At 67.2% G+C, this 25,685-nt stretch carries 23 protein-coding genes; 12 read left to right on the top strand and 11 right to left on the bottom strand.

Annotation, left to right across the window (positions count from 1 at the left end; genetic code table 11):
- Positions 1-765, top strand: a 765-nt coding sequence (locus ASG43_RS16465; RefSeq protein WP_244488130.1) for a methyl-accepting chemotaxis protein, incomplete at its 5' end; no start/stop codon positions are given.
- Between the two features lie 290 nt (positions 766-1,055).
- Here the strand turns inward: ASG43_RS16465 and ASG43_RS16460 are convergent.
- From ASG43_RS16460 to ASG43_RS16450, 3 genes are all read right to left on the bottom strand, one after another.
- A complete protein-coding gene (locus ASG43_RS16460) occupies positions 1,056-2,687 on the bottom strand; it encodes an acyl-CoA synthetase (RefSeq protein ID WP_056507390.1) in 1,632 nt (543 codons plus the stop codon).
- A 232-nt stretch (positions 2,688-2,919) separates the two neighbouring features.
- Positions 2,920-3,483 carry a sterol desaturase family protein gene (locus ASG43_RS16455; protein WP_056507388.1) on the bottom strand — a complete coding sequence of 188 codons (564 nt, stop codon included), beginning with the start codon at positions 3,481-3,483 and terminating at the stop codon, positions 2,920-2,922.
- A 150-nt stretch (positions 3,484-3,633) separates the two neighbouring features.
- Positions 3,634-4,218: a DUF2585 family protein gene (locus tag ASG43_RS16450; protein ID WP_056507385.1), complete on the bottom strand. Its 585-nt coding sequence runs from the start codon at positions 4,216-4,218 to the stop codon at positions 3,634-3,636.
- Between the two features lie 330 nt (positions 4,219-4,548).
- Between ASG43_RS16450 and ASG43_RS16445 the strand changes: the two genes are divergently transcribed.
- Positions 4,549-5,304, top strand: a complete 756-nt coding sequence (locus ASG43_RS16445; RefSeq protein ID WP_244488129.1) for a fatty acid desaturase — start codon at positions 4,549-4,551, stop codon at positions 5,302-5,304.
- A 292-nt stretch (positions 5,305-5,596) separates the two neighbouring features.
- Here the strand turns inward: ASG43_RS16445 and ASG43_RS22910 are convergent, their stop codons facing one another.
- From ASG43_RS22910 to ASG43_RS23170, 3 genes are all read right to left on the bottom strand, one after another.
- Positions 5,597-5,743 carry a hypothetical protein gene (locus ASG43_RS22910; RefSeq protein WP_156386747.1) on the bottom strand — a complete coding sequence of 49 codons (147 nt, stop codon included), beginning with the start codon at positions 5,741-5,743 and terminating at the stop codon, positions 5,597-5,599.
- Positions 5,744-5,962: 219 nt separating this feature from the next.
- Entirely contained in the window at positions 5,963-6,358 is a 396-nt protein-coding gene (locus tag ASG43_RS16435) for a response regulator (protein ID WP_244488128.1), read from the bottom strand.
- A 46-nt stretch (positions 6,359-6,404) separates the two neighbouring features.
- On the bottom strand, positions 6,405-7,367 hold the full coding sequence (locus tag ASG43_RS23170) for an HWE histidine kinase domain-containing protein (protein ID WP_056507379.1): 963 nt from the start codon (positions 7,365-7,367) through the stop codon (positions 6,405-6,407).
- A 500-nt stretch (positions 7,368-7,867) separates the two neighbouring features.
- On the opposite strand from ASG43_RS23170, the gene ASG43_RS16425 reads away from it, so the two are divergent.
- The 7 genes from ASG43_RS16425 (at position 7,868) to ASG43_RS16395 (ending at position 16,517) form a co-directional block, all read left to right on the top strand.
- Positions 7,868-9,844, top strand: a complete 1,977-nt coding sequence (locus ASG43_RS16425; RefSeq protein ID WP_056507376.1) for an NAD(P)/FAD-dependent oxidoreductase — start codon at positions 7,868-7,870, stop codon at positions 9,842-9,844.
- 480 nt (positions 9,845-10,324) lie between these two features.
- Positions 10,325-11,713 carry an FGGY-family carbohydrate kinase gene (locus ASG43_RS16420; protein WP_056507372.1) on the top strand — a complete coding sequence of 463 codons (1,389 nt, stop codon included), beginning with the start codon at positions 10,325-10,327 and terminating at the stop codon, positions 11,711-11,713.
- The gene (locus ASG43_RS16415; RefSeq protein WP_056507369.1) at positions 11,713-12,477 is read left to right on the top strand and encodes a DeoR/GlpR family DNA-binding transcription regulator; all 765 of its coding nucleotides are present in this window, start codon (positions 11,713-11,715) and stop codon (positions 12,475-12,477) included. The genes ASG43_RS16420 and ASG43_RS16415 overlap by 1 nt, the downstream gene beginning before the upstream one ends.
- Positions 12,478-12,555: 78 nt before the next feature.
- Positions 12,556-13,248 carry a class II aldolase/adducin family protein gene (locus ASG43_RS16410; RefSeq protein WP_056507366.1) on the top strand — a complete coding sequence of 231 codons (693 nt, stop codon included), beginning with the start codon at positions 12,556-12,558 and terminating at the stop codon, positions 13,246-13,248.
- 57 nt (positions 13,249-13,305) lie between these two features.
- Positions 13,306-14,079, top strand: coding sequence for an SDR family oxidoreductase (locus ASG43_RS16405; RefSeq protein ID WP_056507363.1), 774 nt, complete (start codon positions 13,306-13,308; stop codon positions 14,077-14,079).
- Positions 14,080-14,394: 315 nt separating this feature from the next.
- On the top strand, positions 14,395-15,420 hold the full coding sequence (gene pdxA / locus ASG43_RS16400; RefSeq protein ID WP_056507358.1) for a 4-hydroxythreonine-4-phosphate dehydrogenase PdxA: 1,026 nt from the start codon (positions 14,395-14,397) through the stop codon (positions 15,418-15,420).
- Entirely contained in the window at positions 15,417-16,517 is a 1,101-nt protein-coding gene (locus tag ASG43_RS16395; RefSeq protein ID WP_056507357.1) for a four-carbon acid sugar kinase family protein, read from the top strand. The genes pdxA and ASG43_RS16395 overlap by 4 nt, the downstream gene beginning before the upstream one ends.
- A gap of 122 nt (positions 16,518-16,639) precedes the next feature.
- Here the strand turns inward: ASG43_RS16395 and ASG43_RS16390 are convergent, their stop codons facing one another.
- The 5 genes from ASG43_RS16390 to ASG43_RS16370 form a co-directional block, all read right to left on the bottom strand.
- Positions 16,640-17,422: an SDR family NAD(P)-dependent oxidoreductase gene (locus ASG43_RS16390; protein WP_056507354.1), complete on the bottom strand. Its 783-nt coding sequence runs from the start codon at positions 17,420-17,422 to the stop codon at positions 16,640-16,642.
- A gap of 91 nt (positions 17,423-17,513) precedes the next feature.
- Entirely contained in the window at positions 17,514-18,515 is a 1,002-nt protein-coding gene (locus tag ASG43_RS16385) for an ABC transporter permease (protein ID WP_056507351.1), read from the bottom strand.
- Entirely contained in the window at positions 18,512-20,035 is a 1,524-nt protein-coding gene (locus ASG43_RS16380) for a sugar ABC transporter ATP-binding protein (RefSeq protein WP_056507478.1), read from the bottom strand. The genes ASG43_RS16385 and ASG43_RS16380 overlap by 4 nt, the downstream gene beginning before the upstream one ends.
- Positions 20,036-20,238: 203 nt before the next feature.
- Positions 20,239-21,255: a sugar-binding protein gene (locus ASG43_RS16375; protein ID WP_082490982.1), complete on the bottom strand. Its 1,017-nt coding sequence runs from the start codon at positions 21,253-21,255 to the stop codon at positions 20,239-20,241.
- 524 nt (positions 21,256-21,779) lie between these two features.
- A complete protein-coding gene (locus ASG43_RS16370) occupies positions 21,780-22,574 on the bottom strand; it encodes a BtpA/SgcQ family protein (RefSeq protein ID WP_056507347.1) in 795 nt (264 codons plus the stop codon).
- Between the two features lie 126 nt (positions 22,575-22,700).
- Between ASG43_RS16370 and ASG43_RS16365 the strand changes: the two genes are divergently transcribed.
- From ASG43_RS16365 to ASG43_RS16355, 3 genes are all read left to right on the top strand, one after another.
- Entirely contained in the window at positions 22,701-23,474 is a 774-nt protein-coding gene (locus ASG43_RS16365; RefSeq protein WP_056507343.1) for a DeoR/GlpR family DNA-binding transcription regulator, read from the top strand.
- 150 nt (positions 23,475-23,624) lie between these two features.
- Positions 23,625-24,770 carry a hypothetical protein gene (locus tag ASG43_RS16360; protein ID WP_056507340.1) on the top strand — a complete coding sequence of 382 codons (1,146 nt, stop codon included), beginning with the start codon at positions 23,625-23,627 and terminating at the stop codon, positions 24,768-24,770.
- A 7-nt stretch (positions 24,771-24,777) separates the two neighbouring features.
- Complete coding sequence (locus ASG43_RS16355) at positions 24,778-25,638, top strand: carbohydrate kinase family protein (protein ID WP_056507337.1); 861 nt, start codon at positions 24,778-24,780, stop codon at positions 25,636-25,638.
- The last annotated feature ends 47 nt before the right edge of the window (positions 25,639-25,685 follow it).

Here is a 25,685-nt window from a genome sequence, read left to right as displayed (position 1 = left end):
GCCGTCGCGGCCATGTCCGAGATCGAGGCCTCTTCCGACAAGATCGGCCAGATCATCGGCGTCATCGACGAGATCGCGTTCCAGACCAACCTCCTCGCGCTGAACGCCGGCGTCGAGGCGGCGCGCGCCGGCGAGGCGGGCCGAGGCTTTGCCGTCGTCGCCCAGGAGGTGCGCGGCCTYGCCCAGCGCTCGGCCGARGCCGCCAAGGAGATCAAGGGCCTCATCGCGACCTCCTCGGCCCAGGTCGGCGAGGGCGTCGCGCTCGTCACGGCGTCCGGCCAGAGCCTCGAACAGATCCTCTCCCAGGTCGGCGGGGTCACCCAGATCATCACCGACATGGCCCAGGCCGCCCGCGAGCAGTCGCTGAGCCTGAAGGAGGTCTCCATGGCCCTCTCCCAGGTCGGCGGGGTCACCCAGATCATCACCGACATGGCCCAGGCCGCCCGCGAGCAGTCGCTGAGCCTGAAGGAGGTCTCCATGGCCGCCGACAACATGGACAAGGTCACCCAGCAGAACGCCGCCATGGTCGAGGAAACCACCGCMGCCGCGCAGACCCTCTCCAACGAGACCGAACAGCTCGCCAGCCTCGTCGACGGCTTCCGAACGAGCGGCGGCAGCGACCGCACTGCCGCCGTGTCTCGCAAGCCCGTTCGCAGACCCGTCACGGCGCCTCAAACGTCCGTTGCGCAGATGCGATCCGTCGGGCAGGGCGGCGCTGCCCGCAAGCCCGCCGCGGCGGTTTCCGAGGACTGGGCCGAGTTCTAGGCCTTCGGCCCCGGGATCGGAGTGTGCGGTCCTCTCCCTGGAATGAGCGCAGGCTCTACGGGACGGGTTCGTCACGCCAGCGCCGCGACCATGCCCGCCGTCCGGGCAGCCCTCCAGCGATCGAACGATCCACCCGATGCCGGGACTGAACGCCTCGGCACCGGCTGGCGCGGGCCGCATCAGCCCGGCGCTTCCTGTGGGAGTGGACGTCAGAAAACGCCGTGCAGTTCGGGTCTTCGGATTGGCCCCTCATCCAGAGTCCGGAGGATTGGCAGACGCCGGCCTTCACCTCAGTCCGTCATCCGGCGCAGGACGTATTTCTGGATCTTTCCCGTCGACGTCTTCGGGATATCGGAGAAGCGGATCTCCTTGGGGCACTTGAACCGCGCCAGCCGCGCGCGGCAATGCTCCAGAAGTTCCTCGGCGCTCGCCTCGCGGCCCGGCTTCAGCTCCACGAAGGCCAGCGGCGTCTCGCCCCATTTCTCGTCCGGCTTGGCGACCACCGCGGCGGCCGCGACGGCGGGATGGGCGTAGAGCGCGTTCTCGACCTCGATGGAGGAGATGTTCTCGCCGCCCGAGATGATGATGTCCTTGGCGCGGTCCTTCAGCTCGATATACCCGTCCTCGTGGCAGACGCCGAGGTCGCCCGAATGGAACCAGCCGCCCCGGAACGCCTCCTCCGTCGCGGCCGGGTTCTTGAGATAGCCGCGCATCACGATGTTGCCGCGGAACATGACCTCGCCGATCGTCTCGCCGTCGGCCGGGACGGGCTCGAGCGTCACGGGGTCGAGGACCCGCAGATCCTCCAGCGCGACATAGCGCACGCCCTGGCGCGCGGTCTGCGCGGCGCGCTCGGGCGGCGCGAGGGCGTTCCACTCGTCCTTCCATTCGTTGACGACGGCCGGGCCGTAGGTCTCCGTCAGCCCATAGAGATGGGTCACCTCGAAGCCGCTCGCGCGCATGCCGGCCAGCACCGATTGCGGCGGCGGGGCGGCGGCGGTGTTGAAGGTGACGGTTTGCGAGAAGGACCGTTTTTCAGCGTCCGGCGCGTTGATGAGCGTCGACATGACGATCGGCGCGCCGCAGAGATGCGTCACGCCGTGCTCGGCCAGCGCCTCGTACATGGCCTTCGCACGCACCCAGCGCAGGCAGACATGGGTTCCGGCCTGGACGGAGATCGTCCAGGGAAAGCACCAGCCGTTGCAATGGAACATCGGCAGGGTCCAGAGATAGACGGGATGCCGTCCCATCTGGGCCGCCGCGACATTGGCGTATCCCATCAGGGCCGCGCCGCGATGGTGATAGACGACCCCCTTCGGATTGCCCGTCGTGCCGGACGTGTAGTTCAGCGAGATCGCGTCCCACTCGTCCTTCGGCATGATCCATTCGAAGTCGCGGTCGCCCTCCGCGACGAGCGCCTCGTATTCCATCGCGCCGATGAGCGGGCCCTTCTGCGCCGGCGCGTCGGCCGGGAAATCGGGATCGTCGTAGTCGACGACGAAGGGCTTCACGCTCGCCCGCTTCAGGGCATCCGCCATCACGCCGGAGAATTCACGATCGACGATCACGATCTTCGCCTCGGAATGATCGAGCTGGAAGGCGATGATCTCGGCATCGAGCCGCGTGTTGATCGACAGCAGCACGGCGCCCGCCATCGGGACGCCGTGATGGGCTTCCAGCATGGCCGGCGTGTTGGACAGCATGGCCGCGACCGTCTCGCCGCGGCCGACGCCGCGCTTGGCGAGCGCGGATGCGAGCGCCCGCGACCGGGCGTAGAAGTCGGCATAGCTGCGCCGGAGCGATCCATGCACGATCGCCGTGTGAGCCGGGAAGATCATGGCCGCGCGCGACAGATGCGTCAGCGGCGTCAGCGGTTGGTGGTTCGCCGAGTTGCGATCGAGATGCTCGTCGTAGATTCCCATCGTCTCCCCCGATCTTCGGCCGACGGACCTTAGGCGATCGCGCGACGGCCGGCCATACGGGAGACCCCTGATCGAAGCTTGGCCTTCGCGGCGTCCATCGTGGCGGCGGCTTGCGTGCGGCGCAGGCGTGGCGCGCGCGGAAAGACCCGTCTCGAAGACGATCCGCTGCGGCGCAACGATGGCGGCGAAGGATCGCCGTCAGAGCGCAGGGGGCCGCCGAGCTGCCGCCTCTTCACCGACTCCTCGACGGGCCCTCATCACGAACCGGGGCATGCGCCGAACCCTGCGCCGTGACGGACCGTTCGATCCGCTCGCGGTCGAGCACGCCCGAACGCCGAAGTTCCATCTTCAGCTTGTCGATCGGGGGGGCGTACAGAAAACCGAACGACACGCAGTGATCCTTCCCCTCGACCGCGTGATGAAGCCGATGCGCTTGAACAAGCCGCTTGGCATAGCCGCGATGGGGAACGTAGCGAAACGGCCAGCGCTGATGCACGAGCCCATCATGCGCGATGAAATAGAGCAGACCGTACAGTGTGATTCCCCAGGCGACGGCCAGGATGACCGGCGACAAGGCATGGCCCAGAAAGAAGAGAGCGACAGCCATCACGCTGAACACGGCCGCATAGAGATCGTTCTTCTCGAAGAAGCCTTCCGTCTCCTCGTGATGGGATTTGTGCCAGTTCCAGCCGCTTTGCCCATGCATGACGAATTTGTGCATCGCCCAGGCGAAGACTTCCATCGCAGCCACGGTCACAAGCACGATCAAGGCATAGAGAACGATCTCGAATGTCATAACGGCTCTTCAGGTTGCGGGCTGCCTCGCAAGCGCAGCCATCCGGTCCCGATGGATATGGCGAAGGTTGTCTCGGCTGCCAAGAACGGCCGGGCGTGTAACATGCGCGCAAGCCGGCCGACCTCGAAGGCGGATACCGGCGAGCCCGCGTCACATCAGGCCGAGCACCTTCGACGTGCCGAGCAGCAGGCCATCGTCGATCGAGACCGACAACGCGATCTCCGTCAGGATCGCCAGCACGAGCGTAACCCGCCAGCCCACCCGCCGGGCGAGCAAGAACCCCGCCACCACGAACCCCGTATCGCTGAGGGAGTTGACGATGCTGTCGCCTGCGTAGACGCCGGGTTGGCCCGACTGGTTGAACAGGCGAATGACCGGTGGCGTGTTCTCCACGATCTCCCAGACGATGCTTCCCAGCACGGCCACGACCAATTGCGAGCGGGTGGGCCAGATCGGCTTCAGCCCGTCGAGGAAGAGGAAGAGACCGGCCCCGAAGACGGCATGCATGAAGGAGTAGGGATCCGACAGGTGCTGCGAGTTCGACTCCGCCTCGAAACCGGCGCTCCATGCCTGCAAGGACTCCAGAGGCGGCAGCAGCGGGCGTCCGAACAGCCAGAGGGATGCCGCGGCGAGACCGTTGGCCAAAGCCAGCACGAGGAGGCAAAGGCCGAACGACGGCTTTTCCCGGCCGGCAACGCCGTTGATGGCGATCCTGTCCAGGCGGTCCAGCCTCATTGTCGTCGGTGTCTGGGTCATCGCGTTCGAATATGGCTGGGTCCACGAAGGGATCCACGATCGGACCACGCGACACAGGCACGCATCGGCGTCGCCACCTCCGTTTCCGGTTTACGATGCCTTGATATGGCTGACGGCGTGCGATCGTCCTGTCCGATTGCCACGGATGGGCTCGCGGATTGGCGTCTCCAGAGGAAGAGAGAGAAGAAGATCCGGGCATCTCCGGCCGGAAGCCGGCATGAGCGGGTCGACCAAACGACGCATACCGCTTCCCAGCGTCGCCGAGCCTGTTAAGTGAAGCCCATCGGGAACCGCAGTGAGACACTCGCCGTGCATGACGTGACCGGATCCTCCAAGCCGATCCTACGGCCGTTCCAGGCCGCGATCGGTCTTGCGCTGGGATTGGCCGTGGTGTTCGCATGGATCGCCGTCCATGTCGGATCGGTCTTCCTCTTCACCTTGAGCTGGAAGACCGCGCCCTTCGTGCCGCTCCTCGTCGCCGTCCAGTGTTGGCTGACGGTCGGGCTCTTCATCGTCGCCCACGACGCCATGCATGGCTCGCTCGCTCCCGGCTGGCATCGGTTGAACACCGCCGTCGGAACGTTCATTCTGACGATCTACGCAGGCTTCGCCTGGCGGCGCATCCGCGATGCTCACATGGCGCACCACGACGCCCCGGGCACAGCCGACGATCCGGATTTCTTCATCGACGAGCCGGAGCGCTTCTGGCCGTGGTTCCGCACCTTCTTCGTGCGGTATTTCGGCCTGCGCTCGGTGCTCTTCGTGTGCACCGTGGTGACGGTCTATATCCTCGTTTTCGGTGCGTCTGTTTTCAACGTCGTCCTCTTCTACGGACTGCCCTCCCTCCTGTCGTCGTTGCAACTGTTCTACTTCGGAACGTTTCTGCCGCATCGCCATGAAGAGGAAGCGTTCCGAGATCGCCACAATGCGCGCTCGAACGAATTCGGATACATGGCGTCGCTGCTGTCCTGCTTTCACTTCGGCTATCACCACGAACATCATTCGCAGCCTTGGGTCCCGTGGTGGGGACTGCCGGATCAGCGGCGGCAGGCGCCGGGATCCTGAACGTGCGACGCCGCACCCTGACGCCCATGCGCTTCTGGCGAGCGCCCGTCTGTCGCCGCGCTCCGTCCGGCAAGCCGGCAGCACGGCCATCCTCTCCGCGCGGTCGCGAGAGTTGAGCGCCGGGCGGCAGCAGTGAGAGTCGCATGGGTGGCGACGTGCCCGCCCTCGACCGTCGACGGGCGTTTCTTCCGGGACCAGGCCGGCGGGCTCGTTTCGCGCGGCCGATCGCCCGAAGCCGGCCAGACGAAGCATGGCGGGACGATGAGCCCGGTGCCCTTTGGACCGTCGCCTTCTAAGACAGCAATGCCACGATCACGACGGCCTGGCCGATCACGAAAGCCGGCACGAGCGCATAGGCAACGGCCGCGCCATGTCCCGCCTCGCGGGCGGCGCGCAAGGCATGGACGTAAGGGCGAAGTGTCTGTCGAACGCATGTCATGCGGGTGGAATGCACCGCGGCGCGAAAGGTCGCCGTTCCCTCGAATTTGACGGAAAACGACCGTTCGACGTCCGACGCACCCGGCTTCCCTGCGGAACCGCCGACTGTCACACCGGCGAGACGGGGCCCGTCAGAGACGCCGAGGGCGACGTCGCTCGCCCCGCGTGAGAGGCTTCGCACGATCATTTCGACACCGTCGGTCGGGCTCGGATCGAATCGTCAGAGGGGCGAGGCCGCCGACATCTTGCGAACCTCGGCCAGGACGTGAGCCGGGACATACGGTTTGTCGAAGAACACGCCGCCCTCGGGAAGATCCTGCTGGCGGATCCGGACATGGCCGGAGGTCACGATGATGGCGACCGGCGGCCAGCGATCCCGCACCGCCTTGGCCAGCATCAGCCCGTCCATGGTTCCCGGCATGTCGATGTCGGTGAACATCACCCGGATCTCGGGATGCCGCTCCAACAGAACGATCGCTTCCGCCGCGTTGGAAGCGCCATAGGTCGTGAACCCGGCATCCTCCATCAGATCCACGGCATCCATGAGAAGCAGGGGTTCGTCCTCGACGACGAGGACCGCCCCAATGAGAGTCGGAAGCGCGTAAGCCATCACCATGCCTTATATCTTAGATCGGCAAAGTTTTCGTTAAAGGCGTTGCACATCAAACGTTTGCGACCAGAACCCCGTCCAGCTGGTACAGAAGTCCGGATGCGGGATAGGTCAGGGATGCCGTTCCGCTGAAATAGGTGGGCACGACGCGCACGGTCAGCCGAGTGCCGAATCCCTGCCCCTGCGGGGTGACGACCGCCGGACCGCCAGCTTCGCTCCATCGGAAATGGAAGCCGTCGGCGTCGACCGACCAGGAGATCGTGACGCGCCCTTCCTCGTTCGACAAGGCGCCGTATTTCGTGGCGTTGGTGGCGAGTTCATGGACCGCGAGCGAAATGCCGAGGCCCTGCTGCGCCGTCAGATCCACGGGAGGGCCTTCGATCGCGAAGCGGTGCCCGCCATCGGCATGGGGTTCGATCGCGGCCTCGACGACGCTCCGGATGTCCGCCTTCTGCCAATCCGTTTCGGTCAGCATGTCCTGCGCCCGGCTCAGCGCCTGGATCCGCTCGGTCGACCGCAAGGACGCCTCCTCGAGCGACGATGCGTTTCGGAGGGTTTGGGACACGACCGCCTGGACCATGGCGAGCGTGTTCTTCATGCGATGGGCAAGCTCGCGCTGCAGGATGCGCTGATCCCTCTGGCGAAGGCGCTGCTCCTCCAGAAGCCCGTTCTGACGCTCCAGGAGATCCCGCGTGACCTCACGCTCCAGCCGCAGCTTCTCCATGGCGCGATGCATGAACTGGATGAGCAGGATGTCGACCGTGACGATGCCGACATAGAAGGCCAGCGCGATCATGACGGATGCGTTCACCTCGAACGTCCCGTAGGGCGCGATGAACCAGTACCATGCGGAGAAGCCGCAGACGACCGCGGAGAGCACGCCCGGCCAGAAGCCCGCAAGGAACGTCGTCAGAATGACCGCCGGGAAGAACGTGAGGTAGGGAAAGCCCGCCGGCAACGAATGATCGAAGACGAAGCGGATTCCGAGCGCGGTCGCGAACGCGCCTGCCGCCAAGCCCCAGGCCTTCGGAGGAGAGGATCGTATCCTCTCCGCCAACTCGAACAGTCTCATGAAAGGCCCTGAAGCTGATGACGCCCTTACGCAAGCTGAGTGATGCCATTGATTGCCGGAGAAGGAAACGGATCCCTCTCCATCACCCCGTGAACATGGTAGCTCGCCAACGGCCGCCCCGCGACCGCCGGACGTCCTGACGGTCGAACTCTCGTTCCCCGCGCGCCGTCCCACCCACTGTCCCCTCCGCGACGGAGGCGAGGACGCGGCTCGGGTCGTCATCCCACGGCGGATCGCGGTCGCCGTTTCGAGCGCGCCGCGCCGACCGGCGCGGGACCATCCCCGAACCCGTGGCGCGAGACCCGCGTCGCCCCTGCCCCGCGAGGCCACGCATCCTGCGACATGCGCCCTGCGCCGTGCGGAACAGGGGTACCTCCGATCCCACGATTCGCGCGGCTGGGTCCACGCACTATCGTGGCGAGGTCTTGCGCCGGATCGAGCCCATGAAAATTCCATCGCATGCCGACGGTGATCGCCGGCCGTCGTCGGCGGATCCGCTCTGCGGCCCGGAAAACGTCCGGTCCCTGTCGCCTCCAAACGAGGTCACGGGCTCCGATCCACCGTCGATCGAGATCACGACGCCTGCCCGGTTCGCCGCCCTGGAACGGCAATGGCAGGGTCTCGTCAGCCGAACGGACCGGTCCGACGCCGCTCTGGAGCCGAACCTCGTCGCAAGCGCGGCGGCCGGCGATGCCCGTCGCCCGATCCACGTGCTCCTGGCCTGGCGCCGGCTGCCGGCGGATGACGGGCAGGATCTCCTCGGCGCCTGGGCGTTGCGCGCATCCCGCGCCTCGTCGCTGCTGCCGCTGAGGCTTCTGACCAGCCCCGTCCACGACCGGGCCGCCACGGGTTGGCCGGTGATCGAGACGGGATTCCTCGTTCCGGTTCTCTGCGCCATGTTGGACGCCATGTGCCGCGCGCCCTCCCTGCCCCATCTTCTGGAGGTCGCCGGACTGGAGTCCTCCGGTCCGCTGGCCGAGGCGCTTCTTCGATGTTTCGTCGCCGGCGCGCGGCCGTTCGTGCGATGGGACGACACCGCCGACGGCGCCGGCGAATGCCACCGCGGAACAGCCGGCATCGGGACCGGGCGGACCGGTCGCCTCGTCGCGGCCCTTTCGGGCTCGCGGGCAGGTTTGCGTTGGCTGAACGCCGCGATGACTCTCGGTCTGTTGACGAAACGGCCCGTCCGGCCAGCGATGCGCCGCGTCGCGCCCCGCGCCGCAGACGGCGGCGAACGGCCGGCTTCCGTCTTCGGCTCGACCCCCGCGTCGACGCCCGGCGGCGGAGTGGACGTTTTGATCGTCGGCGCCGGCTTTGCCGGCTCGACGCTCGCCGCATGCCTCGGCCGGTCCGATCTCGACGTCGCGATCGTCGACCCACACGAGGCCTATCCGACGGATTTCCGCTGCGAGAAGCTCGATCCGCAGCAGTTCGAGATCCTGCAGAGGCTCGGCCTGGACGGTGCCGTCGCTGCGTCCGTGACCCATTGCAGGACACTTTGGGTGGCTCGCTACGGGCGCCTTCTCGACCGCCTTCAGGTCAGCCAGCGCGGGATCGCCTACCACGATCTCGTCAATGCCGTCCGCCGGGCGCGCCCGCCCCGCGTCGCCTTCCATCGCGCCCAGGCGGTGTCGATCACGCAGGCCGCCGACCATCGCGTCGTGCGCCTGTCGAACGGCGAGGTGATCGAGGCGCGCCTCGTGGTTCTGGCGAGCGGCCTCAACGGGCGGCTGCGGCAGAGTCTCGGCATAGAGCGGATCGTCGTCTCGCCCGAACATTCCACGACGATCGGATTCGACGTCCATCGGAGCGACGGAGGCGACTTCGCCTTCGACTCGCTCACCTACTATTCCGAGAAGCCCCTCGACCGCACCGCTTACCTCACGCTCTTTCGCATCGGCGGGCGGATGCGCGCGAATCTCATGACCTATCGATCCCTCGGCGATCCCTGGCTGCAGGCGTTGCGGACGGCGCCCGAGGACGTGCTCGCGCGGCTCATGCCAGGTCTTGCCGCCGTCACGGGCCGGATATCGATCACCGCGCTCACACGGCCACGCCCGGTCGATCTCATCGTCGCGGGCGATGTCCGGCAGGATGGCGTGGTGTTGATCGGCGATGCCTTCGCAACGTCCTGCCCGGCCGCGGGGACCGGCACCAGGAAGGTTTTGACCGACGTCGAGCAGCTCTGCTCCGTCCACATCCCGGCCTGGTTCGTCTCGGACGGCATGGGCGCCGACAAGATCGCGAGCTTCTACGAGGATCCCGTCAAACAGGCGGTGGATCGACAATCGCTGGCGGCCGCGAACGCCTTGCGCGACCTTTCGATGGACCGGGGCTTCAACGGGCGCCGGAGGCGGCTCCTCCGCTTCGCGTGGCGGTCCGTCACGGGGCACCTGCGCCCGGCCTCCACGCCTCCCTAGATCGACCTTGCGTCGGTGCGAACGCGAAGAAAGGGTCCGACGGATCGGACCTGCGCCTCGCGCTTTCGGGACGACCGGGTCCGACATGCGGTGGCTCCACGGCATCCGTCCGCGGTCGAGCCACCGCCACGATGACGCTCGGCATCCACCGAACCCTTGCCGCATCGCGACATCGCGCTCGCGACCGCTCCAACCCGTCCGCTTCTGGGAAGCGCCGCCGGGCGGCGCTGCGATGATGTCGCGACGGAGACTCCTCCTCCGTTCCGTCGCAAAGCCGCACATTCCCGAAAATAAACAGATTTTCCAACAAGAATCCTCATCCTCGGGGCGATCGGCACTTCCCGCCCGGTCCGGATGCTGAGATGGTGCCCCCACAGCTTGCGGCAGAGGAACGACGCGGTGCGACAGGACGCGGATCTTGGGGATGGCAGGCCTGTCCACGGTCTCGTCTTCGACCTCGGCGCTGGAAGCGGCCGAACGATGCTCTCGACCTTCGATGGCGCGACGCTCGCCCTGCGAGAGATCGATCGCTTCGACGGTTTCGTCCTGGAGGGTGAGGAACCTCGGTGGGATGTCCCCGCGCTGAAGAGGCATGTCGATCATGGCTTGCGGATCGCTGCCGCCTCCGTCGACCGGATCCATTCGATCGGCGTCGACAGCTGGGGTCTCGATTACGCGCTGCTCGGCAAGGACGGCGAACCGATCGTGCCGCCGTACCACTATCGGCACCCGCGCTCGCTCCGCGGCTTTGCCGATTGCCGGATCTCGCGCGAGCGGATCTTCTCCGTCACCGGCGCGCAGGTTCTCGCCGTCAACACCGTGTTTCAGCTCCATGACGAGATCGGCCGCCATCCCGATCGCTTCGATCGGGCGACCGCGCTTCTGATGATGGCCGACCTCATCAACCATCACCTCACCGGCGCCTGCCGCAACGCCACGACGCTCGCGCGAACCAGCGGTCTCCTGGAGGTCGACGGTCGGTCTTGGAGCCGCTCCCTTCTCGGCCTGCTCGGCGTTCCCGAAAGCATCGTTTCGCCGCTGGTCGAGCCGGGCGACATCTACGGTCACCTTCGTCCGGATCTTTGCGCGGCGCTGAACTGGAGTTGCGTCCCCGTGGCCGCCGTCGCTGCGCACGACACCGCGAGCGCGGTGGTCGGCCTCCCCTTGGGCGAGGACGACGCCTTCGTCATCGGCGGGTCGTGGTCGCTGATCGGAGCGGAGGTGGACAGACCCATCGCGGACGAAGCGCTCTTTGCCGAGGGCTTTGGGATCGAGGGAGGCGCGGGCGCGTCGACCTTCCTCGTTAAGAGCTTCAATGGGCTTCATCTCGTCCAGAAGCTGCGGGCGGCGTGGTCGGCGCGGCTCGGACGGACGATCTCCTTTGCCGACATCGCCGCTTCGGCCGAAGCGGTTCGACATGCCGACATCGCGCCGATCGATCCATCCGATCCCGCCTTCTTCGATCCCGCCGATGTCGTGGCGGCGGCGAACGCATTCCATCGACGACACGGCCAGCCGGCCCTGGACAGCGTCGGCGCGCTGGCGATCTCCATCTACAAGGGGCTCGTGCGGGACCTCTCGGGCGGTCTCCGCTTCCTCGAAGCGCGTCGGGGACGCCCGTTCGAGCGGGTGCGACTGTGCGGCGGCGGCGCCCTGGACGCGGTCTTCGCGAGCCTTCTGGCCGATGGCCTCGGCCGCATCGTCGTCGTCGGCCCCGTCGAGGCGAGCGCCTGGGGCAACGCCGTGATGCAGTTGAGGGCCCTTCGGCTCGTCGCATCGGTGGAGGAGGGACGCCGGTTGATCGCCCGATCCCTGGAGTTCCGGATCCATCGGCCGTCCCGCGACGCGGCGACGACGGGCGCGTGCTGATGCTGCCCGTGGAGCGCAAGCAACGCATTCGCGACATCGTCCTGCGCGACCGCCGCGTGGTCGTCGCCGAGCTCAGCCAGCAGTTCGGCGTGACCGACGAAACGGTTCGCCGGGACCTACAGGCCCTGGAACGCGAGGGCCTCATCGAGCGCACGCATGGCGGCGCCATCGCACGCGACGTCGAGATCGAGGACCTTCCCTATCCCGTGCGGCAGGGCATCAACCTGCCCGCCAAGCGCCGGATCGCTCTCTCCGCCCGTCGCCTCATCAAGGACGGCGATGCGGTGATGATCGATTCATCGTCCACCGCCTTTCAGCTCCTTCCGCATCTGCGCGAGCACAAGGACCTGACGCTGATCACCAATTCGGTGCGCATCCTCGGCGAGCCGGCACTGGTCGATCACACGATCATGTCGGTCGGCGGCGAGCTTCGGCAGCAGTCCATGACCTTCGTCGGCCCCCTCGCCGTTCAGGCGCTCGGCCGCTTCAACGCCGACATCGCCTTCATCAGCGCCAAGGCGATCTCGATGACGTCGGGCCTCATGGATGCCAGCGTCGCCGACGCGGAGATCAAGCGAGCCTTCGTCCGGCATGCGCGACAGGTGTGCCTGCTCGTCGACGGGGACAAGTTCGACGGGGTCGGCCTGATCAGCGTCTGCGACTTCGAACCGGTCGCGATCGTCGTGACGGATCGCAAGCCGTCGGACGCATGGATCGACTTCTTGGCCGCACGACAGGTTCGCCTTCTCTACGAAACCACATAAACGGACACAGGTTTTCTGTTTATGTTGATTTTTCGTTGGGCGAGCTTTAGCGTCGGCCGTCGGCAACGGGAGGGCTGCATGGAGCATCGGGACCTCAAGGCGTTCATCTGCGAGATCGGGCGACGGGCCTATGCGCGCGGCATGGGTGCGGCGAACGACGGGAACATCAGCGTTCGTCTCGACGACGGAACGCTGCTCTGCACACCGTCCGGCGTTTCCAAGGGTTTCATGACGCCGGAGATGATCTGCCACGTGGATCGGAGCGGACGCCACCTCGCCGAGACGGGCTACAAACCGTCGAGCGAGATCAAGATGCATCTCTGCGTCTACGAGCATCGCGAGGACGTGAGGGCCGTGGTGCACGCCCATCCGCTCTACGCCACGGTTCACGCCATCTGCGGCAAGCCGATCACCCAGCAGATCATGCCGGAATCGACGATGTTTCTCGGCGAGGTCCCGCTGACGCCCTACGCCGTGCCGTCCACGTCCGAACTCTGCGACGCCATCATTCCCTACCTGTCGCGCCACGACGCCGTTCTCCTGGAGAACCACGGCGCCCTTTCCTACGGGCACGATCTCAACAGCGCTTACTTCAAGATGGAGGCCTTGGACTACTACGCGAAGGTCGTCTATCTCGCGGCCGCCTACGGCGGGGCGAAGGAATTCGACCAGGGGCAGATCGAAAAGCTTCTCGAGGTCCGCCGCGCCCATTTCGATCAACCCGGCCGGCACCCGTTCCTGAACCGGGACGAGCCGGCGCCGACCGCCTGAAACGAACGGAACTCATCGCACAGCACAAGCGCGCCCTCGGCGCGAAGGGGAGGACGCATGTTTGCCGAGAAGTACCGGATGGATGGGCGGGTCGCCGTGGTGACCGGCGGCGGCCGGGGCATCGGGTTGTCCTGCGTGGAGGTTCTGGCCGAGCACGGCGCGACGGTCGTGATCGCCGAGATCGACCTCGCCACGGCGCGGGACGGTCGTGCCGCGATGCAGGCCAAGGGCTACGAGGTCGGCATCCAGCCTGTCGACGTCACGGATTCGGCCAGTGTCGATCGCCTCGCCGAGGCGGTCCTTTCCGAACACGGCCGGATCGACGTCCTCGTCGCCAATGCCGGCATCGCCCGCTCCGGCGTCGCGGCCGAGGATGTCACGGACGAGCATTGGCTGAACGTCAACGACGTCAATTACAACGGCGTCTTCTGGTGCAATCGCGCCTTCGCCCGCATCATGCTGAAGGCCGGCCGCGGCGCGATCGTCAACATCGGCTCGATGTCCGGACTCATCTCCAATCGCCCGCAGAAGCAGACCTACTACAACGCGGCGAAAGCGGCCGTGCACCAGATGACGTCCTCGCTCGCGGCCGAATGGGCCGATCGCGGCGTCCGGGTCAATGCCGTGGCGCCGACCTACATCGAAACGGCGATGACGATGTACCGGCACGAGAATGACGGCATGATCGACGTCTGGCTGCGCGACACGCCGATGCACCGCCTGGGGCGGCCCGACGAGATCGCCTCGGTCGTGCACTTCCTGGCCTGCGACGCCTCCAGCCTCATGACGGGCACGACGGTCGTGGCGGATGCGGGCTTCACCTGCTGGTGACAGGCCGCCGGCACGACGGAGAAGACGACCGGCCGGATCCTCTTTCCATGGGAGTTTGGATCTCGAATGCGGCGCCATCGGCGCGATTGTCATGGGCACGGTTCGATCGCGGGGCACGCCCGTCGAGCGGATCGAGCTCAGGGGACCATCGGCGAGAAGGTCGGGCGCGCCGCTGTCGCCGCGGGCGGCTTTGCCCGCCTCGTCACGCCGGTCGAGGTCGCGGACTTGCGGTCGCCACACAACTGCGCTTCACCACCGGGGCCGTGATCCCCGTCGATGGAGGAAGACCCCTTGGCTGAAGCTTCAAGCGCCCCGATGCGGCGTCCGCCCGTGCTCGCCGTCACCGTCGGCGATCCCGCCGGCATCGGGCCGGAAATCAGCCTGAAAGCCGCAGCCTCCGTCGCCGGGCGGCTGGGGGACGGAGAGTTCAGGCTTCGCCTCTTCGGATGCCGGCAGGTTCTGGAGGGAACCGCACGCACATTGAGCCTTCCCCTTCCGCCCCTCGCGGCGGGGGAAGACGACCCTTCGCCCGTCGCGATCTGGGACATCGGCGGCGAGGCGGACGCCGTGCCGGCCGGGCGCGATTCCGCGGAGGGCGGCCGCCAGTCCTACGAGGCGATCGCGCAGGCCGTGCGGCTGGCGCTGTCCGGCTCGGTCTCCGCCATCGTCACGGCGCCGATCAGCAAGGACTCCCTGAACCAGGCCGGGCACCACTTCGCAGGCCACACCGAGCTCCTCGCCAAGCTGACCTCGGCGCGGGACAGCGTCATGCTGCTCGCCCATGGCGGCTTTCGCGTCAGCCACGTGACGACGCACATCGCCCTCGAGGACGTGCCCAAGCGCGCGACGGCCGAGCGGATGCGGCGCGTGCTCGACCTGACGCTCGACAGTCTCCACCGCCTCGGCATATCCGAGCCGCGCATCGCCTTCGCCGCCCTCAATCCCCATGCCGGCGAGGGCGGCCTGTTCGGTCGCCACGACATCGACGTCACCGCGCCGGTGGTCGCGGACTACCGGTCGCGCGGCCACCGGATCGACGGACCCGTTCCCGGCGACACGGTCTTCGTCAAGATGCGGGCGGGCGCCTACGACGCGGTCATCGCCATGTATCACGACCAGGGTCACATCCCGGTCAAGCTGCTCGGCTTCCAGGTCGATCCGGCGACCGGCCGATGGCTCGCCCTCAGCGGGGTGAACATCACGCTCGGCCTTCCCATCATCCGCACCTCGGTCGACCACGGCACCGCCTTCGACATCGCCGGACGCGGGATCGCGCATGAGAGCAGCCTTCTCGAAGCGATGGACTATGCGCTGACCTTGACGCGGGCGCAGCCGGCTTGAGCACGGCACGCGTCGTCGAGGCGGCGCTGGCCGACGGCCTGACCATCGTCGCGGACGACCTCACCGGCGCCCTCGACAGCGCCGGCGCGTTCGCCGCGTCGGGGCCGGTCGTGGTCGATCTCGATGGTTCGAGGACGACGAGCGCACGCCTCTGCCTCGACACGGACAGTCGCGACGGCGGTCTTGCGCAGGCGACGACCCGAACCGAGGCCGCCTTCTCCCGTCGCCGATCGGGATTGTGGTTCAAGAAGGTCGACAGCCTCCTCAGGGGTTGGCCCTTCGACGAGACCTGCGCCGCGTTCCGGGCGGGCGGTTTCCAGCGCATCCTCTTCGCGCCGGCCTTCCCCGACACGGGCCGCGTCACGACCGACGGACGCCAGTTCATCCGCACGGCGACGGGGCTCCGGCCGGTCGGACCGGTCTTCGTCGAGGCGTTCCGCTCCCTCGGCCTTCGCGCCGCCGCACTGGCAGACGGCGATGTCGAAGCATCCTGCGAGGTCATCGTCGCCGACATCGAGACGAATGCCGATTTCCAGAGGACCGTCGATGCGCTCGGACGCGGCGTCGACGACACGTTGTTCGTGGGCAGCGGCGGGCTGGCGGCCGCGCTCGGCGGGGCGACGCGCTTCATCGAGGAGCCCGTTCCCGAGATCGCCATCTGCGGCACGAACCATCCGGTCACGCTGACGCAGATCGCGATCGCGGCCGATGCCGGTTTCGAGATCGTCGCGCTCGACGGCACCGAGCCCCGTTGGACGGCAGGCCCGGCGGTCCTCGTGCCGCCGGCGCAGGCGGAGGGTTCCGCCCACGCCGCTCGTCAGATCGCGCAATCCCTGCGACGTCTGGCGGCCAGGCCCCGCCCTCCCCGATCCGCCATCGTGACCGGCGGCGCGACCTTGCGCCTTCTTCTCGATGCGACGTCGGCGGGCGGGCTCGACTGCCTCGGCCTCCAGGCACCCGGGATCGCCGTTTGTCGCATCCGGGGCGGGACATGGGAGGGTGTGACGATCGTCTCGAAATCCGGCGGGTTCGGACCCGATAGCTTCCTCCTGTCCCAATTCCAGGGGCATGGAGACGACCGGTCCCGGAATCCCTGAAGCGCCGGGGCTCGATCGAGCGCCGGGCGGATGCCCTCACGCCTGGCTTTTCTCTGCATCCGCCGCCCGCGCCGACGGTCCGGCCTGTGGTCGCGGGACGATCCGTCGGTCCGACGGGCTCGTCAGGTCCAGCCCCCGTCCACGACATAGGACTGATTGGTGCAGGCGCCGGCTTCGTCGGAGGCGAAGAACAGGATCACGCGCGCGATGTCGGCGGGATCGATCTTGCGCTTCAGGCACTGCCGCTTGAAGATTTCCGCTTCGACCTCCGGCGTGACCCAGAGATCGAGCTGGCGTTGCGTCATGATCCAGCCGGGGAGGACGCAGTTGACGCGGATGTTGTGGGGCCCGAGCTCCCGCGCCAGTCCCCTCGTCAGACCGATGACGCCGGATTTGGCCGCGACGTAAGGGGTCAATCCCTCGACGCCGGCGATATAGGCGAAGGAGCCGATATTGACGATCGCGCCTCCGCCGGCCTCGGCCATGTCCTTGTAGACGGCCTGGGCGCAGAAGAACTGGTGCCGGAGATTGACCGCCTGCCGGTCGTCCCAGAATTCGGGCGTGATCTCGTCGATCGTCGCACGCTGGTCGTGGGCGGCGTTGTTGACGAGATGGGTGATCGGCCCGAACTCGGCGCGGACCGCGTCGATGCCGGCGCGGACCGCGGGAATATCGAGCAGATCGACATTCTCGAAGCGAACGCGGCATCCCTCCGCACGAAGCTCCTCGACGAGCGATTCCGACTCGGAAACCGCGATGTCGATGAAGCCGACCTTTGCGCCCTGATGCGCGAAGTGCCGGGTGATTTCGGCGCCGATGCCGCTGCCGCCGCCCGTGACGAGGACGGTCCGGTCGCGAAGGCTCGGATAGACGGCGCCGTAGCGCGGGCGGTGCTCGGTCGTCAAACGTGGATCTCCCGAAGTCGGAACCCGTTCCCGGTCCCATTCTGTTGGCCGCCCGTCAGCGTCTTTGGGCTTGGACGCCCGTTCGCGGCCCTCATGCCGGCGATCGCGTGCCGGAAAGGGCTCTCGTCTCCAATAGCTTGCGCCCGATGGACGCCTGCCGTCGCCTTTGGATCTCGCGGTCGGCGATCACGCCGAGAAGGATGACCGCGCCCATTACCGCGAAGTTCAGCGAACTCGGGATGCCCAGCATGTTCACGAGATTCTGGAGGACCTGGAGGAGGACCGTGCCGAGCACGATGCCGAGCACGGAGCCCTCGCCGCCGCGCAGCGAGCAGCCCCCGAGAACGGCGGCCGCGATCGCATAGAGCTCGTAGAAGTTCCCGTGCGCGGAGGGCGAGACCGACTGCGTGTAGAACACGAAGGCCATGGCGCTGATGCCGGTGAGAATTCCCGAGATCGCATAGGCGGAGGTGATGACGAGATGGGTCGGCAGGCCGGAATAGCGGGCGGCCTCCTCGTTCCGGCCGATCGCGAAGAGGTAGCGGCCGAACACCGACTTGTGGATCAGGACCGCCGTGAAGAGCGCGACGAGGACGAAGAAGATGAAGGAATGCGGGATGTTCCAGCTTCGCCCGGAGGCCAGCCATTCGAGCCATTCGTAGCCTCCGGCATAGCCGAAGCCGCGGGTGGAATCCTCGGTGTACCAGCGCGCGGTGCCGCGATAGATCAAGAGCCCGCACAGCGTGACGACGAAGGGCTGCAGCTTCAAGCGGGTGATCAGGAACCCGTGGAGGGTGCCGAGAACCGCGCCGGCGAGCACGGTCGCGAGGGCCGCGAGGGGCCAGGCGATCTCGTACTCGACGACGAGATCCAGGAACAGGATGCCGAGAAGCGCCAGCATCGAGCCGACGGAGAGGTCGATGCCGCCCGTGATGATGACGATGCCGAGGCCGATGGCGAGTAGACCGAAGAGCCCGATCTGATTGGCGAGGTTGACGAGGTTCACCTGCGAGAGGAACTGCGGGTTGATCGCCGCCGTGATCGTGCCGGTGACGAGGATCAGGAGGAAGAGGCCGGTCTCTTTCCGCATCATGGATGAGCGCTTTCGGTGAGGTGGTTCTGTCCGGTGGCGAGGGCGAGGACGTTGTGTTCGGAAAAGGCGTGGCGCTCCAGGTGCCCTCCGATCCGGCCCTCGTGCATCACCACCACCCGGTCGCTGACGCCGATGACCTCCTCCATGTCGCTGGAGACCATGAGGATGGCGACGCCGCTGTCGGCGAGGTCGCGCATGATGCGGTAGATCTCGGACTTTGCGCCGACGTCGATCCCGCGCGTCGGCTCGTCGAAGATCATGACGGAAGGGCTCATCGAGAGCCATTTGCCGAGCACGATCTTCTGCTGGTTGCCGCCCGACAGGGTCATGGCGTCGGCGGCGACGCTCTCGGCCTTGATGCCGAGCCGCTTGCGCTGGACCTCCGCCTGCCGCCGCTCGGCGGTGCCGTCGACCAGCCAGAGGCGCGCGTAGTGGCCAAGGTCGGCGAGCGTCATGTTGTGCATCAGCGATTGCTCGACGATCAGCCCGCAACGCTTGCGGTCTTCGGGCGCGAGGTAGATGCCGTGCGCGATGGCATCGGCGACGCCGCCGATCCGGATCGGCCGGCCGTCAAGCCGGATCTCGCCGGCGAGCGGCGGATCGACGCCGAAGATGGCCTCGACGAGCTCCGTGCGGCCTGCGCCGACGAGTCCGGCAAGGCCGACGATCTCCCCGCGGCGCACGGCGAGGTCGATCCGGCGATCGGGATAGGCGCGCGTCACCATCCCTTCGACCTCCAGCCCCTTCGCGGCGGCCTCGCCGGACGGGGGCAGATAGATCGACTTCAGGTCGCGACCGATCATCAGCCGGATCATGGCGGCGTGCGTGATGCTTCCGGCGAGAAGTTCGCCGACGACGCGCCCGTCGCGAAGGACGACGACGCGATCGGCGATCTCCTCGATCTCGCCCAGCCGATGCGAGATGTAGATGATCCCGACGCCGGCCCGGCGCAGATCCGCGACGACCTTGAGGAGCCGCGCCGTCTCCGTCAGCGTCAGGCTGGAGGTCGGCTCGTCCATGATGATGACGCGGGCGTCCTGCGACAGCGCCTTGGCGATCTCCACCATCTGCCGCTGCGCGATGGAGAGGTTCTCGACCGCGTCCGAGGGTCCGAAGTCGACGCCGAGACGCGACAGGATCGGCACGACGCGGCGGTGGATCTCGGCGGTGTCGACCAGCTGGAGAAGACCACCCCGGCGGGGCTCGCGCCCGATGAAGACGTTCGAGGCGACGTCGAGATTCTCGAAGAGGTTCAGCTCCTGGTGGACGAAGGCGATCCCCTGGCGCGCGGCTTCGTTGACGCTGAGGCGATCGTAGAGCGTGCCGTCGACCGAGATGCTGCCGGAGGTCGGCGGGATCACGCCGCCGAGGATCTTCATGAGGGTCGACTTGCCGGCGCCGTTCTCGCCGACGAGGCCGAGCACCTCCCCGCGCCCCACGCTGAGGCTGACGCCGTCGAGCGCGGTGACGCCGTTATAGGCCTTGTGGATCGAGCGAAGCTCGAGAAGCATGTCCGACATGACGCCCCGTTCCATGATCCGCCGCGATCGGGACGTCGCGGTCGGCCGGACGCCCGCACCGAGCCTCCCGCCGACCGACCGATCCTCCACGGCGTCGACATTACCCCCCGCCGGCCCCGACGCGCCGCCCTCCGGGGGCGCCGGAGAGCGGCGCGGACGAAGATCGGGCGTTTTCTCCCGACGACGGCCTTGTTGACCCCTGTCTACTTCTTCAGCAACTCAGAGATCGTCTTGCCGAATTCCTTGACGTTTTCCTTGTCGATGATCTGCGTCGGAACGATATCGAGCTTGTTCTCGGGAACGACGGACTTGTCGCCCTCGATGTACTTCGCCAGTTTGATCATCGACTGGTAGCCGAACTCGTAGGGCTGCTGCACCACCGTGCCGAGAATGGCGCCGTCGGAAATGCCCTTCAGGGTCTGCTGGTCCTCGTCGAAGCCGACGATCTGGACCTTGCCCTCCATGCCCGCGGCTTTGACCGCGTTATAGATCTGGGGCGTGTTGTAGGCCCACAGACCGACGAGGAGATCGATGTCGGGATATTTCGTCAGCGTATCCTCGACATTGGCCTTCGCCTTGGCCTGGTCGCCGCCGTCGGTCCGGATGTCGATGATCTCGATCTTGGTTCCCGCGATGGCCTCCTTGATGCCCTGCGAGCGCTCGCGCGCATTGGCGGCATCCATCGTGCCGACGAAGAGCATCGCCTTGCCACCGTCCGGCAAGGCCCGCTTCATCAACTCGCCCGCCTTGCGGCCGGCATCGACATTGTCGGTCCCGATATACATGGCCCGGTTCGACTTCGGCGCATCGGCGTCATGCGTGAAGAGCACCGCCTGCGAGGCGACCTGATTGAGGATGTCGGTGGAATCGTCGGGATTGACGGGGCTGATCGCGACGCCGGCCACGCCGCGGGCGAGGAGATCCTCGAGGATGCGCTTCTGCGCCGCGGCGGACATCTCGCCGGGGATGTAGAATTCGATATCGTAATTGGGCAGTTCCGCCTGCGCCTTTTCCGTTCCCCGCTTGGCGATGGTCCAGAAATCCGCCGGCACGTTCACGACGAAAGCCAGCGTCTTCTTCTCCTGCGCCCATGTCGGCTGCAGGAATGCGATGCTCGCAAGCGCAGCAGAACCGGCCAGGATTATGGTGCGACGCAGTATATTGCGAGTTGCGGGCACATCGAAGCTAGACGACAACGCATTCTTGATGGCGTTTTTCATCCTCTTATTCTCCTCCCATGCTTTAATAGTAAGCGATACCATCGATAGGATAAGCCTATCAACTACGTCAAGGCGCAAACGCGAAGTAGAGGAACAAGACTCGGGAGGGTCCGGCGGCGGCGGCGGGCCCCGCTCTCTCGGCCTGCCGCCACGCCGCGCCGAGGGCGCGCGACCGCCCTTCCAGGAACGGAGGACGGAGGACGGTGACGGAGGGACGGGGCGGCGGGAGGGGGCCGGCGGATCGCCTCTGCGCCGGGATCCGATCCTCGTCGGCGCCACCTCCCGGGTTTGGCGTTGGCAGGCGAAGCGCCGGACAAGGACGGCGCGCGACGTTGGCGGGCGGCGATGCCGCCAACCGCGATCATCGAACGGGAGGTCTCCAAGGATGGCTCCCGGGACCGAGGGCATCCTGTGCTCCTGGCCCCTTGCAGGATGCGCGGACTTTGCGCTGGACGGCGTTCCGCGGATCCGCTCCCGTCAACCGCGGGGACGCTTTCCCCCTGCGGCTTCGACCCGTCGCCGCGTCAGCCGGCCTTCCCGCTGTCCGCCGCCGCCATCAGGTGCTCGACCGCCGAACGATCCCATTGCAGGAGCGAGGAGGGATCGGCCGCCTTGAGAAGAAGCGACGAACTGACGACGACGCCGTCGGCGACCGCCAAGGCAGACCCGATATTGTCCGCATCGACGCCGCCGCCGATATAGACCGGACGCCGGACGCCGGACGACTTGGCCGCTTTCACCCGGCCCAAGCTGTCGTCGAAGCTCATTCCCGTGAGCACGAGCGCATCGGCGCCCATGTTCTGCGCCCAGAGGGCCGCCGTCTCGTTGGCGACGGGCGCGAGGGGATGACTGGTGCGATCGTGGACGTCGGCCATGATGCGGATGTCCGTCCGTTCGATCGCCGCGCGATAGTCCGTCGCCGCCACCGACAGCGCGTGGCGCATGCCCTCCGCGTTCACCGAGGCGCCGACGAAGACCTTCAGGCGAACGAAATCGGCATCCGCGGCGTCGGCGATGGCCAGGGGCGAGATCGCGTCATGCGCCTGAACGATGATGCCGAGCGCGATATCGGGATAGGTCTTGCGAAAGAGCCGCCCGAGAGCGGCCATGCGCGCGACCGTCTGCTGCGTCGCCCCGGCGCTCTCGCGCGTCTCGTCCTGGATCTTGATGGCGCGGATGCCGCCTTCGACGAAGACCGCCGCATTCTGGAGCAGGAAATCTTCGTACCACGCCATGGAGTGGCGTCGCCCCCCGCGAAACGGCGGGAACTGCAGGGCGGCGATGACGGGCGGCAGGGGTCTGGGGCTCAAGCTGGACATGGGAGGCTCCGAAGCGACGCCGATCGCGCCGACTTTCCATCGCAAGGGAAAAACCTGCGCAGACGGCAGGACTTGGGCTAATCTCCGATCCTTCACGGCGGAGAGACAGCAAATGGCCTTTAACACATGCCTTCTTTGAAAGCGACCGAAAGACATCGTCACATCATCGACGACCTCAATGCCAAGGGCAGGGTCGAGGTCACGGAGCTCTGCGACGGGCTCCATGTCTCATCCGTGACGATCCGCGCGGACCTTCTCTATCTGGAGAAGGCGCAGGTCCTGCGCCGCATCCGGGGCGGCGCCATCGCGGTGCGGCCGAGCCGCTACGAACGCCCGATCGACCTCAACGCCTCGCTGCACGGATCGGAGAAGGACGCCATTGCCTCCGTCGCCGCCGACATGATCCGAGACGGAGAGACCGTCATCATCGACACGGGGTCGACGATGGCGGCGCTCGCCCGGGCGTTCCCCCGACATCTCACCGACGTCGCCGTGGTCACCAACGCCTTGAACGTGGCCATGGAACTGTCGCTTCACCCCGGCGTGACGGTGATCGTCACGGGCGGCACGGTCCGGCCGCGCCTGAACTCCCTGGTTTCGCCCTTCGGCGCCCTGCTTCTGGCCGAGATCAACGCCGACGTCGCCTTCATGAGCTGCGCCGGCGTCGAGACGGAGAAGGGCTTCACCAACTCCAACTGGCAGGAGGCCGAGATCAAGAAGGCGATGATCAAGGCGGCCAACCGCGTCATCTTCCTCGCCGACCATTCCAAGCTCAAGCATGTCGCCACCGCCCGGATCGCGACGCTGTCCGAGGCCGATCTCCTCATCACCGACAGCGGCGCATCGACCGAGACGATCAAGGAACTGCGGGCCGCCGGGCTCGAGGTTGCCGTCGCCTGATTTTCAGATGCGGTTAAATGCAAGTTTTCGAAAGGAAATCCTTCGAAGATTTTCCTTGTCCCCGCCGGCATCGCCGAACGAAAGTGTTGGCGACGCGGAGGCGCCCATCGGGACGGCTCGGTCGCGTCGCGACCTCGAACGGATCTAGCCATGCCGACGCCCTCCTCCGCCGCTCCCGTCCAACCCGATGGCAAGGGCGCGCCGGGTCCCGACGTCATGCTGCAGGACATCCGCCGTCAGCCGCGCGTCCTGTCCTCCATCCTCGACCGGCGGGAGGAGATCGCGCGCTTCGCGGCGGATCATCTGGACCCGCGCGCGAGCGGCCGGCTTCATGCCTTCGGCAGCGGCGACGGTTGGTTCGCCGCCAGAGCCGCCTTTCACGGCACGGGCGCCGTCGCCACCAGCGGCCTCGACTTCCTCTTGAACGTCGCTCCAACCCTCGGCCCCGACGATCGCGCCGTCGCCATCTCGATGTCCGGAAACGTCGACCGCACGCTGGAGGGCGCAGAAGCGGCTCTGGCGCGCGGCGCCGGCCTTTCCGTTCTGACCAACGGCGAAGGCGGCCGGCTCGGAGCGCTGGGCGGGCCGCGCCTGTCGCTGGACATCGCCGATCTCGCGCCCTTCCTCTGCGGCACGTCGAGCTACACGGCGACCGCCGCCGTCCTCGGCTTCCTGGCCCGGCGCGAGGACCACCTGACGCGGGCGACGACGGACGCCTTGCCGTCCTTCATCGAGGAGGCCGACCGCGTCTGTCGCGAGGTCGCCTCGGCGACCGCCGGACCGAGGGCCGAAGAGGGCGGCGAAGAGGGCGGCGCATCCGTTCCCGGCATTCGCTTCCTCGGGGTTGGCCAAAGTCTAGCCGCGGCCGATTACGGCGCCGCCAAATGCGTCGAGGTCACGACGATCCCCGCCTGGAGCGACGACATCGAGGAGTTCGCGCATCGCCAGTACTGGTCGATGAAGCGCGGCGAGATCGTCGTTCTCCTCCCGGTCGACGCCGCCTCGGCGCCCTATGCGGATGCGACGGCCGACGCCTTGGGCCGACTGGGCACGCCGACCCTTGCCATCGGTCCCGCCGAGGCGGCAACCTCCCGCGCCCGGCACCGGATCACGACGCCCGGCACGAAGGCCGAAGCCTGGCTCGGGCAGGCCGTGGCGCTGCAGCTTCTCAGCTACCGGCTGGGCATCGCCAACGGCACCGATCCGAACCGGCGGCTTCACCTGAAGAACGACGTGGAGCGCTTCGCCGTCAGCCGGCGGCTGACGCGCTTGAGCCTCCTCGGCACCGGCGCCTGACGCTTCGATGACCAGGCCCCGCCTCGCCGTCGTCGGCTATGCCTCGATCGACGAGATCGTCGGCGGCGGGTGTGGCGGCCCCATCGTCCGGACGATCGGTGGCGGCGCGGTCTATGCCGCGCTGTCGGCCCTGCAACTGGGCGTCGACGTCGCCCTGCATGTCGGCTTCGGATCCGATTTTCCCGACGCCTGGATCGCCGAACTCGAGCGGCTGGGCGTCGATCTCTCCGCCTCGGAGCGACGCGACCATCCCACGCGCCGAACGCGCCTCGCCTATCTCGCCGGCGAGCAGCGCAGCGCGGACGCCGACCGAAGCGAGGCTTGGATCGAGGCGACGCACGCCCTCCAGCCGCCCCTTCCCGCACGATCTTTCGACGGGATCCTCCTCTGCCCCATGCCCCTCCCTCTCGTCCGGCGGGCGATCGCAGCGGCCGGGAGCGCGCGCCTCATCGCCGACACGAGCGAGTTCTTCGCGGCCGAGGGCCCCTCCGCGCTCCGCGCCTTCGACGGCGTCGATCTCTTCGCGCCCAGCCTTGCGGAGGTTCATCGCCTGACCGGCGAGGACTGCGAAGGACGCGCCATCGCCCGCCTCGCGGCCGCCGTGCCGACCCTCGTCGTCAAGAAGGGCCGTCGCGGGCTGTCGCGCCACGACGGTCTGGACGAGCATCATCACGCGATCGAGCCCGTCGACGCCGTCGATCCCACGGGCGCCGGCGATGCCGCCGTCGGGGCCATCGCCGGCGCCCTTCTCCTCGGCTTTGAACCCCGCCGGCAACTGGAAGCCGCGGCAGCAGCCGGGCGACGCGCCGTCGGCGCGATCGGACCCGCGGCCTTCGGCTGGACCTGCTCATCGAATCGAAACTTCTGAGCCTTTTTCGTAAGATCTGAAAAACAGAAGGAGCCGGTCTTCATCGG

This window comes from Aureimonas sp. Leaf454 (assembly GCF_001424685.1).
Classification (GTDB): Bacteria; Pseudomonadota; Alphaproteobacteria; order Rhizobiales; family Rhizobiaceae; genus Plantimonas.
The sequence above is the reverse complement of the archived record's forward strand: the minus strand, read 5'-3'. Positions and strand labels throughout refer to the sequence as shown.